Source organism: Kitasatospora sp. NPDC093806, assembly GCF_040683335.1.
Taxonomy (GTDB): Bacteria; Actinomycetota; Actinomycetes; order Streptomycetales; family Streptomycetaceae; genus Kitasatospora.
Genome location: NZ_JBFBDO010000052.1, coordinates 43,730 through 56,095 on the forward strand (window position 1 = coordinate 43,730; position 12,366 = coordinate 56,095).

The 12,366-nt window shown below is 73.6% G+C and carries 6 protein-coding genes, 1 pseudogene and 1 riboswitch; of the genes and pseudogenes, 6 read left to right on the forward strand and 1 reads right to left on the reverse strand.

The annotated features are described in order from the left end of the window. The first annotated feature begins 79 nt into the window (after window positions 1-79). The 6 genes from AB0N76_RS23455 to AB0N76_RS23480 all read left to right on the forward strand — a co-directional run bounded on the left by AB0N76_RS23455 (window position 80) and on the right by AB0N76_RS23480 (window position 12,033). A complete protein-coding gene (locus AB0N76_RS23455; RefSeq protein WP_363559916.1) occupies window positions 80-6,535 on the forward strand; it encodes an RHS repeat-associated core domain-containing protein in 6,456 nt (2,151 codons plus the stop codon). A 103-nt stretch (window positions 6,536-6,638) separates the two neighbouring features. Next, window positions 6,639-6,843: riboswitch (cobalamin riboswitch) on the forward strand. A 238-nt stretch (window positions 6,844-7,081) separates the two neighbouring features. Then, the gene (locus AB0N76_RS23460) at window positions 7,082-7,900 is read left to right on the forward strand and encodes an ABC transporter substrate-binding protein (protein ID WP_363559918.1); all 819 of its coding nucleotides are present in this window, start codon (window positions 7,082-7,084) and stop codon (window positions 7,898-7,900) included. Then, window positions 7,897-9,039 (forward strand): iron chelate uptake ABC transporter family permease subunit, encoded by a 1,143-nt coding sequence (locus AB0N76_RS23465; RefSeq protein WP_363559920.1) that lies wholly within the window; start codon window positions 7,897-7,899, stop codon window positions 9,037-9,039. The genes AB0N76_RS23460 and AB0N76_RS23465 overlap by 4 nt, the downstream gene beginning before the upstream one ends. Continuing rightward, window positions 9,036-9,854, forward strand: a complete 819-nt coding sequence (locus AB0N76_RS23470) for an ABC transporter ATP-binding protein (RefSeq protein WP_363559922.1) — start codon at window positions 9,036-9,038, stop codon at window positions 9,852-9,854. The genes AB0N76_RS23465 and AB0N76_RS23470 overlap by 4 nt, the downstream gene beginning before the upstream one ends. After that, a complete protein-coding gene (locus AB0N76_RS23475) occupies window positions 9,851-10,606 on the forward strand; it encodes a (2Fe-2S) ferredoxin domain-containing protein (RefSeq protein ID WP_363559924.1) in 756 nt (251 codons plus the stop codon). Before AB0N76_RS23470 ends, AB0N76_RS23475 begins: the two co-directional genes overlap by 4 nt. Window positions 10,607-10,962: 356 nt before the next feature. Further along, window positions 10,963-12,033 carry a serine hydrolase domain-containing protein gene (locus AB0N76_RS23480; protein WP_363559926.1) on the forward strand — a complete coding sequence of 357 codons (1,071 nt, stop codon included), beginning with the start codon at window positions 10,963-10,965 and terminating at the stop codon, window positions 12,031-12,033. Between the two features lie 205 nt (window positions 12,034-12,238). Here AB0N76_RS23480 and AB0N76_RS23485 read toward each other — a convergent pair. Beyond that, a pseudogene (locus AB0N76_RS23485) lies at window positions 12,239-12,366 on the reverse strand (pirin family protein); the annotation flags it as partial.

Sequence of the window (12,366 nt, forward strand, 5' to 3'; positions counted from 1 at the left end):
ATCTTCGAGTGCTCCGTTCGTACGGTCCCACATCGACGAGTCATGCGGGGCGGGGCATGACCGGGACGGGGGAACCACCGTGGCATTCGCGTTCAGGAACGACCGCACCCGAACTCCGCTGTCGCGCAGGGCGAGAGAGCGGTTCCGACCGGGGTCCGCGGCGGGCCTGGCCGGGCTGATGCTCGCCGGGCTGCTGGGTCCGACCTCGGCGTTCGCCGCGCACTCGGCGCCTCCCGGCGCGGTCGGCGCGCCGGCGGCACCGGCACACGTGCGCCCGGTCGCGCCGAAGCCCCTGCCCGCGGACACCGAAGCGGCGACGGCGCCGGCCCCGGTGGCGTGGCCGCAGGAGGCCGAGGCCACCGTCGACCTCACCGGCGGGCCGGCGGCACCGCACTCCTTCACGGCGGCCGGACGGCTGCCCGTCCAGCTCTCGCTCGCCGCCGGACCGGGTGGTTCCCGGGACGCGGCCGGGCGGCGGCCGGACACCTCGGCGCACGTGAAGCTGCTGGACACCCGGACGGCACGGGCCGCCGGCGTCAACGGGCTGCTCCTCACCGTGGACACCGCCGCGCCCGACGGCGGTGCCCCCGACGCCGCCGCCCCCGACGCCGCCGCCCCCGACGGCGGTGCACCCGACGGCCGAGCGCCCGACGGCAGCACGCTCTCGGTGCGCGTCGACTACCGTTCGGTCGCCGCCTCGGTCGGCGCGGGCTGGGGCTCGCGGCTGCGGCTGGTCCGGCTCCCCGCCTGCGTGCTCACCACGCCCGAAGTCCCGGCCTGCCAGGTCCGCACCGACCTCGCCTCGGTGAACGACGCCGGCGCCGGGACGGTGACCGCACAGCTCCCCGCCGCCCCGGCCGGGGACGCGACCGGCGCACCGGGGGCAGAGGCCTTCACGGCCGGCGCCCCGGCCGCCCGGTCCCTCGCGGCCGCCGCCCCGACCGTGCTGGCGGCGGAACCGCAGGCGGCGGGCGCGAGCGGCGACTTCAAGGCCACCGGCCTCGCCCCGTCCGGCTCGTGGACCGCCGGGAACTCGGCCGGCGGGTTCACCTGGTCCTACCCCGTCCCCACGCCCGAGGCCTTCGGCGGCCCGCAGCCCGGCCTCACCCTCTCCTACTCCTCCCAGGCCGTCGACGGCCGGACGTCGGTGAGCAACAACCAGTCCAACTGGGTGGGTGACGGCTGGTCCTTCGCCGAGAACTTCGTCGAACGCCGTTACCGCACCTGCTCGGACGACATGGGCGGCACCGCCGCCAACACCGCCAAGACCGGCGACCTCTGCTGGTTCAGCGACAACGCCACCCTGTCCCTCAACGGGAGCACCACCGAACTGGTCCGCGCCGCCGACGGCAGCTGGCACCCCGTCAACGACAACGCCTCGAAGGTGGAGAAGCTGACCGGCGCCGGCAACGGCGACGACAACGGCGAGCACTGGAAGGTCACCGACGCCACCGGCGTGCAGTACTTCTTCGGCCTCAACCGCCTCCCCGGCTGGACCGCCGGCAAGGACGAGACCGGCTCCGCCTGGACCGTCCCCGTCTACGGCAACAACCCCGGCGAGGACTGCAACCGGCCCGGGGACTACGCCGGCTCCTGGTGCCAGCAGGGCTGGCGGTGGAACCTGGACTACGTGGTCGACCCGCGCGGCAACGCGCTGGCCGTCTACTACGCCAAGGAGACCAACAACTACGGCCGCAACGGCAGCACCACCACCGGCGCCTCGACCGCCACCCCGTACGTGCGCGGCGGCCACCCGCTGCGGATCGAGTACGGCCTGCGCGCCGACGCCGTGTACGGCACGGCCGCGGCCCGGGTCGACTTCGGCGTCTCCGAGCGCTGCCTGCCCGACGCCGCCGCGAAGATCACCTGCGCGCCGGCGGAACTCAAGACCGACCCGGACCCCGCCAAGGACACCACCAGGTGGTGGCCGGACGTCCCCTTCGACCTCGACTGCGCGGACGGCAAGGAGTGCAAGGGCCAGTTCTCGCCGTCCTTCTGGACCCGCAAGCGGCTCACCGCCGTCACCACCAAGGTGCTGGTGGGCGGCGCCTACCAGGAGGTCGACTCCTGGTCGCTGGCCCAGACCTTCCCGCCCACCGGGGACACCGCCAAGGAGTTCCCGCTCTGGCTCGAATCCGTCACCCGCACCGGCACCGCCGGCAGCGGCGGCCCGATCACCGTCCCGCCGGTGACCTTCAACGGCGTCCAGCTCGCCAACCGGGTCGACGGCACCGGCGACGGCGCCCCGCCCTTCCTGCGCCGGCGCGTCAACAGCATCACCACCGAGACCGGCGCGACCATCGCCGCCGTCTACTCCGGCCAGGACTGCACGACGGCCGACCTGCCCGCCCCCGAGACCAACGGCCGCCGCTGCTACCCGGTCTACTGGCAGAAACCCTCCGACACCAAGCCCACCCTCGACTGGTTCCACAAGTACGTGGTCACCCAGGTCCGCGAGGAGGACAACACCGGCGGGGCCCCGGCCAAGGTCACCGACTACACCTACCTGGACGGACCGGCCTGGGCGAAGTCCACCGACGAACTCAGCCGGCCCGAACAGCGCACCTGGTCCGAGTACCGCGGCTACGGCACCGTCCAGACCCGCACCGGCGCGGGCAACGACCGGCGCACCCTGGCCGAGACCGTCTACCTGCGCGGCATCCCCGGGGCCAGGGTCGCCGACTCCGAGGGCGCCACCGTCGACGACGACACCGCCTTCCAGGGCATGCCCCGGGAGACCCGCACCTACCTGGGCGACGGCGGCCCGCTCGTCTCCGCCACCACCAACACCCCCTGGCAGTCCGCCCCCACCGCCACCCGGGCCCGCCCCGGACTCCCCGACCTCGTCGCCCGCTACTCCGGCACCGCCCGCACCGAGACCCGCACCCTCGTCGACGGCGGTGGGTGGCGCCGGAACGCGACCGCGACGACCTACGACGGGTACGGCATGGTCGCCACGTCGGAGGACCTCGGCGACCTCGCCGTCAGCTCCGACGACCGCTGCACCCGTACCGAGTACGCCCGCGACACCGCCGCCAACCTGCTCGACTTCCCGTCCCGGATCGAGACGGTCGCCACCGGCTGCGCGAACACCCCGGCCCGGCCCCGGGACGTGGTCGCCGACAACCGGAGCGCATACGACGGCGGCACGCCGGGCACCGCGCCGACCCGCGGGCTGCTCACCGGGACCGAGCAGATCAAGGGCGACGGGTCCGGCTACGCGCCGACGGTGACCGTCGGCCACGACCGGTACGGCCGCGCGACGTCCATGACCGACGCCGCCGGCGCGACCACGACCACCGCCTACACCCCCGCCGCCGGGGAACTCGCGGCGCGGAGCGTGGTGACCAACCCGCTCGGCCACGTCGTCACCAGCGAGATCGACCCGCGCCGCGGCCTCACCACCGCGACCGTGGATCCCAACGGCAAGCGCTCCGACCGCGTCTACGACGCCCTCGGCCGCCTGACCCAGGGCTGGGCCGCGGGCTGGACCAAGGCCGGCCACCAGTCCTACCCCAGCGTCCGGTACAGCTACGACGTCACCCGGACCGGCCCCTCGATCGTCACCTCGAAGACCCTCCTGCCCAACGGGACCTACCTGACCGGCTACACCCTCTACGACTCCCTGCTCCGCGAGCGCCAGACCCAGCAGCTCACCCCCGGGGGCCGGCTGATCACGGAGAAGTTCTACGACACGCACGGCCGGAGCCCGATCGAGTTCAAGCCGTACTACACCACCGGCGCGCCGGAGCCGAAGCTCGTCACCGGCGACCCGTACGGCGTGGTGAACCAGCAGGTCACCGAGTTCGACGGCGCGGGCCGCCCGACCGCCGTCGTCGCCAAGTACCTCAACCAGGAGAAGACCCGCACCACCACCGTCTACGGCGGCGACCGCACCACCGTCCTCCCGCCGAGCGGCGGCACCGCCACCACGAAGCTCACCGACGTCCGCGGCAACACCACGGAACTGCGCCAGTACACCGACGCCGCCCGCACCGCCTGGGTGACGACCGGCTACGAGTACGCGGACCGCGGCCTGCTCACCAAGGTGACCGGCCCCGGCGGCGCCGTGTGGACCTACGCCTACGACGTCCGGGGACGGCGGACCACGACCGGCGACCCCGACAAGGGCACCCAGAGCTTCACCTACGACGCCCTCGACCGCCCGGTCACCGCGACCGACGCCCGCGGCGTCACCCTGACCACCGACTACGACGCCCTCGGGCGGACCACCGCCGTCCGCAACGGCACCACCGTACGGTCCGCCTGGCTGTTCGACACCCTCGCCAAGGGCCGACTCACCTCCTCCACCAGCTACGAGAACGGCGAGGCGTACACCACCGCGGTCACCGGCTACGACGACCGCAACCAGCCCACCGGCCGGACCGTCACCATCCCCGCCGCCGAACGGCAACTGGCCGGCACCTACAGCTGGAAGTACTACTACAACCAGCAGACCGGCAAGCCCGAGGGCACCGACCTGCCGGCGGCCGGCGGTTTCGGTGCGGAAACCGTCGGCCACACCTACGAGGGCTCGCTCGGCCTGCCGCTGACGACCGCCGGCCTCCTGCCGTACGTCCAGAACACCACGTACGACAACTACGGACGGACCAGCGGCGTCGACTCCTCGATCACCGGCAAGCGCGTCTACCAGCGCCTCGGCTACGACCCGCACACCGGCCTGCTGACCGACGTCAGCGTCAAGCGCGACCTCGCGCCAGTCGACCTCACCGACACCCACTACGGCTACGACCCCGCCGGCAACGTCACCGCCGTCAGCGAGCAGCAGAAGGCCGGCGCCGGGACCCCGCAGACCGACACCCAGTGCTTCGCCTACGACGCCCTGCGCCGCACGACGGAGGCCTGGACGGCGACCGACCAGTGCGCGAAGGCGCCCACGGCCTCGGGAGCGTCGGCGAACGTCGGCGGCCCCGACGCCTACTGGACCAGCTACACGTACGACGCCGCCGGCAACCGGAGCACCGAGACCCGGCACGGCCTCGGCGGCGCGGGCAGCACCGTCCGCACCTACGCCAACACCGGCCACCGGACCACCGGCGTGAGCGAGACCGGCCCCGGGGGCACCAGGACCGAGACCTACGCCTACGACGCCGAGGGCAACCTCCGCCGCCGCGCGGCCACCGGCGCGGGCGGCGCCTTCGACCAGACCCTCGGCTGGAACGACCAGGGACACCTGGCCGCGAACGACCCGGCCGCCGGCGCGGGCGGCGGCTCGACGTACGTGTACGACGCCGACGGCAACCGCCTGCTCCGCAAGGAACCCGGCCTCGTCACCCTCTACCTGGGCGAGACCGAACTCACCTGGGACCGGGTGTCGGCCAAGGTCCTCGGGACCCGCAGCTACACCCACGACGGCGTGGTCGTCGCCGTCCGCAGCGCCACCGCGACCGGCACCACCACCGTCACCTTCCAGGCCGCCGACCGGCACGGGACCGCCACGACCAGCATCGACGGCGCCACCCAGCAGGTCACCCGGCGCAAGCAGACCCTCTTCGGCGCACCCCGGGGCGCGCAACCCCCGCAGGGCACCGCGGCCGGCACCTGGCCGGACGACAAGGGCTTCCTCGGCAAACCGCAGGACAGCAGCGGGCTCACCCACATCGGGGCCCGCGAGTACGACCCCGCCCTCGGCCGCTTCATCAGCGTCGACCCCGTGATGGACCTGACCGATCCGCAGCAGATGAACGGCTACGCCTACGCGAACAACGCCCCGGCCACCGGCTCCGACCCGAGCGGCCTGCTGCCGGACCCGCAGTGGCAGGGACTCCTCCCCGGGATCGGGTCGGCGGTGCTCTCGGTCGCGATCGGCCTCATGGCGGTCGACCAGGACTACGAGGAGGTCAGGCGGCTCTTCGACCCGGGCTGGGATCCCGGCCACACGAAGATCAGGAAGGACGGCCCGACCCGACCGGGGAACGGCATCATCGTCGTGCGCTTCTTCATCGCGGACAGGGCCGTCGGACCCTTCGCCGGGGACGACCGGGGGTTCACCACCGACGGCGACGCGCCCTACCGGCTCGTCCTCGCCTGGGACACGGACACCGGAAAGGTGGTCATGGACTTCGCACCGACCCATCTCTTTCCGCCCACCCAGATCGAAATCGGAGCGCATGCCAAAGGCGACGGCAACGATCTGACGGACCCGAAGATGACCGACGACGGCTTCAAAACCACCATCAAGGGCCTGATCGGGTTCGTCCCGAACTGGCCTGGACTCAAAAAGTTCTCCGTCGACTATGACGTCGAACTGGGCGTGCCGAAGAACGACTGCGGCTACGACGAAGGCGTCACCGTGAAGATCGACGGCGACGACTTCCCGCACGTGGAGGCCATCCAGTACCGGGCTGCCAAGCCACCCCGGCAGATCGGGTCCGACAAGGCCTCCCGTCTGGGCATCGCCGCCACCCAGCGGTGGACCAAGCGGCTCCCCTGGGTCGACGGACGCGACTTCGAGTGGACAATCCCGAACGACTCCTGGACGACCCCGCACCGACCGAACAGCCCCGTCGACTGAGCCCCAGCGGCTCCCGTCGGCCCTCCGGCCGGTGCCGGAGGACCGACGCGCACTCGGACCCTCAAGCCCCCGGGGCATCGATCGGCACCGGCCTGACCACCTGATACCTTGCAGTGGCCATGGTGTTCGGGAAACCGGTCTGAGTCCGGTGCGGCCCTCGCCACTGTTGCCGCGGAGTGCCGCGGCCCTCGCTGACCGGCTCTGCCAGCGGTCAGGGCCACTGGGACGGCTGAACAGCCGCCCGGGAAGGTCGGCTGCGGTGCGTCGATGCGGAAGCCAGGAGACCGGCCACGGCGCGACATGTTCCACGAGGGTTTTGGAGAACACGTGCCCAGCGCTTTGCCGTACCCGTTTCGATCCATACGTTCCGCACGTCCGGTCAACATCGGCCGCGCGGTCGCGGCCGTCCTGTTCACCGGCGTGCTCGGCGCTTGCGCCGGTGCCCCCGCCCCGGTCGCGTCCGGCGGGACGACCGCAAGTGCCGCGCCGGTCAGCGTGGACAACTGCGGGACCACCGTGACCGTCGGTGCGCCGCCCGAGCGCCTGGTGACACTCAATCAGGGTGCCACCGAGCTGGCCCTGGCCCTCGGCCTGGAGTCCCGGATGGCCGGGACCGCCTATCTCGACAACGCCGTCCCGGAGCAGTGGAAGGCGGCCTACGACGCCGTTCCGGTGCTCTCCAAGCAGTACCCGACGAAGGAGAAGCTCCTCGCGGCGCGCCCCGACTTCCTGTACGCCTCCTACGCCAGCGCGTACACCGAGAAGGTCGCGGGCACCCGGGAGGAGCTGCGCGGCCAGGGCATCCCGTCGTACCTGTCCCCGTTCGGCTGCGGTGACAAGAGCAAGGTGCCGCCGACGACCTGGCAGGCGGTGTGGGGCGAACTGAACGACGTCGCCCAGGTCTTCGGCGTCCCCGAGCGGGCCGCCGCGATCCAGCGGCAGCAGGAGCAGCAGCTGGCCCGGTTCGCGGCGACGGCCGCCGGCAAGGACCTGAAGGTGCTGTGGTTCGACTCGGACACCAAGGCGCCGTTCGTCGGCTCCGGCCATGGCGGGCCTCAGCTCGTGCTCGACGCCGTGGGCGCCCGCAACGTCTTCGCGGACCTGCCCGGCGCCTGGCAGAACGTCAGCTGGGAGAAGGTCGTCGCCGCGGACCCGGACGCCATCGTGCTCGCGGACGCCGACTGGGACAGCGCCCAGTCCAAGATCGACTATCTGCAGGGCGACCCGGTGCTGAGCACGCTCACCGCCGTACGGCGCAAGGCCTTCGTGGTGGTCCCGTTCTCCGAGTCGACGCCCGGTGTGCTGCTCGCCGACGGCGCCGCCCGGGTGTCGGCGGAGCTCGGCCGACTGCGCCCGGGGTCATGACCGCCGCACCCCGCCCCACCGCAGCCGACCCCACCGCACCCCGCCCCACCGCAGCCGGCCCGACCGCACCCCGCCCCGCCGGGTGGCGGGCCGCCGGTCGGGGCCGCGCGGCGGCGGTCCTGGCCGTCGCCGCGGCCGTGCTGCTGACCACCGTGCTCCTCGGTCTGGCCGTCGGCTCCCAGCCCGAGCCGGTCCGGACGGTGGTCGACGTCGTGGCGCGCCGGCTCGGGCTGGGCGACCCGCAGGTGACGCTGCTGGACGACCGGATCGTCTGGCAGCTGCGGCTGCCCCGGGTCCTGGGAGCGGCCGCGACCGGCGCCGGTCTCGCGGTCTGCGGCGCCGTGCTGCAGACCCTGACCGGGAACGACCTGGCCGACCCCTTCCTGCTCGGGATCTCGGACGGGGCCGCCGCCGGCGCGGTCACCGTGATCGTCCTCGGCGTCGGCGTGTCCGGCGCCGTGGGCACCGGCGCGGTGGCGACGGCGGCCTTCGCCGGCGCGCTGCTCGCCGCCGCCGTCGTGCTGGCCCTGGCCGGCGCGCGCACCCGGTCGCTGCCGACCACCCGGACCGTGCTCGCGGGCATCGCCGTGGGACAGCTGTGCGGGGCCTACACCTCGTTCGCCGTGCTGGTCCTCGGGGACCGCAACGCGGCGCGCGGGGTGATGGAGTGGACGCTCGGCTCGGTCGCGGGCGTGCGGTGGCCCACCGCCGTCTTCCTGGCGGCGGTCGCGCTGGCCGGTGTCACGGTCCTCGCCTCCGCGGCCCGCGACCTGGACGCCTTCGCCTTCGGCGAGACCGCCGCCCGCTCCCTCGGCGTCCACGTCGAGCGGACCCGCTGGGTCCTGGTCGCCACCGCCGCACTGGTGACCGCGTGCCTGGTCGCCCACACCGGCGTGATCGGGTTCCTCGGCCTGGTCGTCCCGCATGTGGTCCGCCTCCTCTGCGGCCCCCGCCACGCCGTCCTGCTGCCCGCGTCGGCGCTGGTGGGCGCGTCCCTCCTGGTGGGCAGCGACATCCTGGCGCGCTCGGTCCTCCCCGACCGGGAGATCCCGGTCGGCGTCGTCACGGCCGGACTCGGAGCGCCCTTCTTCGCCTGGCTGCTGTGGCGCCAGGGCCGGGCCGAGGGGAGCGGGCGATGACGGCGCCGCCCCCCGCCGAGCTGCGCGCGGAAGGACTCCGGGTGCGCATCGGCGGCACCACCCTGCTGGACGAGGTCTCGCTCGCGTTCGGCCCCGGCCGGATCACCGGCCTGCTCGGGCCCAACGGCGCCGGGAAGACCACCCTGCTGCGCGCGCTCGCCGGACTGACCCGGCCGAGCGCCGGGCGGGTCCTGCTGAACGGGGCGGACCTCCACGCGCTCACCGCCCGCCGGCGCGCACGCGAGGTGGCCTTCATGGAGCAGCAGGCGGACACCCGGCTGGCGCTGCCGGTCCGTCAGGTCGTCGAGCTGGGACGCACGCCGTACCGCGGCCGCTGGCCCGTCCCGGCGAACGCCGCCGCCGACGCCCACGAGCGGTCCGTGTTCGCCGGTGCCGTCGCGGCGGCCGACGTCGGCCACCTGCTCGACCGGTCCTGGCCGACGCTGTCCGGTGGCGAGCGGCAACGCGTGCAGCTCGCGCGGGCGCTGGTGCAGGAACCGGGCGTGCTCCTGCTCGACGAGCCCACCAACCACCTCGACCTGCGCCACCAGCTCGGTTTCCTCGACACCGTGCGCGGGCTGGGCATCACCACGGTGGCGGCGCTGCACGATCTCGAACTCGCCGCCGCCTACTGCGACGAGGTCGCCGTCCTGCTCGACGGCCGACTGGTCGCGCACGGGCCCGGCTCCAAGGTGCTCACCTCGCCCATGATCGCGCGCGTCTACGGCGTCGACGCCACCGTGGAACGACACCCCCGGCACGACCGACCGCACATCCGGTGGAACGGACTGCTCCCCGAAAGGACTTCGCCTTGACCTCGCCGGCCCCGGCAGCCCCCGCCCACCGCCCCGCCGACCGCCCCGGTGCCGTCCTCCTGGTCGGCATGTCGATCGCGGAGGCCGTCCGTCGTGACGAACTCCTCCGGACGGCGGCCGCGCACCGGGCCTCGATCGCGTTCCTCCAGCAGGCGGACCCCTCCCTGTCGGCCGAGCTGACCAGGCTGGCCGACACGGGCACCGGGACCGTGGTCGTGATCGGCCTCCGCCTCGCGGCCTCCGGCCCGGCCCACTCCTGGCTGCGGCGGATCGCCGCGCACTGGTGGCGCGAGCGCGCGGGCCACCGCCCCGAACTCCTCGTCGCGACCCGTCTGGCCGACTCGCCCGACGCCGTCGGCACGGTGGCCGCGACGACGAAGGCCATCACCGGCGAGGAGCCCGGCCTCACCTCCGCGGCCTGGGAGGACGTCCCCGGCCACCGGCACCAGGTCCTGGTCTGCCGCGGCCCGCGCTGCGCGGCCCAGGGCGCGGAGGAGGGACTGCGCGCCCTGGTGCGGAGGCTCACCGAGCAGGGCCTCGGGGACGACGACGTGCTCGTCACCCAGACGGGCTGCCAGTTCCCCTGCAACCAGGCCCCCGTCGTCAGCGTGCAGCCCGACGACGTCTGGTACGGCAAGGTCGACCCGGCCGCCGCCGACCGCATCGTCACCGAACACCTCACCGCCGGCCGCCCGGTCGAGTCCCACCGCCTCCCCCGCCACCGGAAGGAGCACCCGACCGACCTCCCCTGATCACGCCCACCGGGCCGGGAGCACACCGGACCTCCGCTCCCGGCCCGGGGATCGCGGCTGCTCCGCGTACGGCTGGTCGGTCCCCCGGTCGCCGTACCCGAGGCTCCGGATGCCGGGAGTACGGTCCCGGTCGAGAGTGACTCCCGGAGTCCGCTCCCGGGTGCGGCTTCGTCCTGGGTGCGGACGAACTCCCCTGCCCCCGAATGGTCTTCTTGATCAAGGCCGGGAATCACCGGCGCCATTCACCGAGGGGTCCTTTCGTGTACGAGCACGCACCGCACAGCCGCTTCCCGCTCTCCCGACGGGGCGGCCGACACCGGGCGGTGGCGGTCGTGACCGCCGTGGCCGCCGGGGTGATGACGGCCGGGGCACTGGCACCGACCGCGGCGTTCGCGGGCGGCAGGCCGGACACCGTCCAGTCTCGCCTCAACGCGCTGGTGCGGGAGGACGGCCTGCCCGCCGCGCTGGCCTCCGTCAAGGGCCGCGACGGCCGCACCCGCAGCTACACCGCCGGCGTCGGCGACCTCGCCACCGGGGCCAAGGTCCCGGCGAACGGACAGGTACGGATCGGCAGCAACACCAAGGCCTTCACCGCCGTCGTCGTCCTCCAGCTCGTCGCCGAAGGAAAGGTGGGCCTGGACTCCCCCGTCGAGACCCACCTCCCCGGCCTGCTGCGCGGCGACGGCATCGACGGACGCGCCATCACCGTCCGCCAACTGCTCCAACACACCAGCGGCCTGCCCGAATACGTGGACAAGGACTCGATCCTCACCAATCCGACCCGGTACTACGAACCGCGTGACCTTCTCGACGCGGCCCTGGCCCGGAAGGCTCACTTCGCCCCGGGCGCGCGCTGGGAGTACAGCAACACCAACTACCTGGTGGCGGGCCTGATCATCCAGAAGGTCACCGCGCGGCCGCTCGGTGAAGAGATCAACCGGCGCATCGTCGACCGGATCGGCCTGCGCCACACCTCCTTCCCCGGCCCGGGGGACACGAGCATCCACGAGGCCCACCCCAAGGGCTACAACCGAGAAGCCGACGGCTCGTTCCGCGACTACACCGAACTGGACCCGTCCTGGGGCTGGGCTGCGGGCGCCGCCGTCTCCACCAACAGCGACATGATCCGCTTCTACACGGCGCTGCTCGACGGCCACCTCCTCCCGGCGGCGCAGCTCGCCGAGATGCGCACCACCGTCCCCGCCGACGAGGTGGGTCCGGGTGTCCGCTACGGGCTGGGCCTGGTGAGCCGGCCACTGCCGTGCGGGGGCCTGTACTGGGGCCACGGCGGGACCATCCCCGGCTACTACACCGCCGGCGGCGCCACCGATGACGGCCGCGCCGCCAGCATCGCGGTGACCATGATTCCGACTCGCGGGGCCGAGCAGCACGTGGAGGCCGCGGTGGAATCCGCCATCTGCCGCTGACCCTTCCCGATCCGGCCGCGGGTTCTCCGCGCCGAACCCGCGGCCCCTTCCAATTGCCCGCTCCAGCAGAGGAGTTCATCCGTGCACGAGCACGTACCACACAACCGGACCCGCCGAAGCCGCCATGGCCGACGCGGGTCGGCGTCGGCCGCCCTGCCGAGGAGGCACACACGAGGAGCGGAACGCCGTCGAGGCATTGTCCAGGTCAGCGCACTCGTCCGCGCGCCTTCAGCGGGATGTCGGGCAGCTCCGGCGCCCGCAGCCGGTCCCCGTCGTAGCCGTGGACGTCGCCGAAGCGGGTGCCGGTCTCCCAGTCCTCGCGGGCCCGGCGGA

Coding starts and splice junctions, on each gene's coding strand:
- AB0N76_RS23465 (WP_363559920.1), top strand. CDS start 7,897: ATGACCGCCGCACCCCGCCCCACCGCAGCCGACCCCACCGCACCCCGC.
- AB0N76_RS23480 (WP_363559926.1), top strand. CDS start 10,963: ATGACGGCCGGGGCACTGGCACCGACCGCGGCGTTCGCGGGCGGCAGG.
- AB0N76_RS23470 (WP_363559922.1), top strand. CDS start 9,036: ATGACGGCGCCGCCCCCCGCCGAGCTGCGCGCGGAAGGACTCCGGGTG.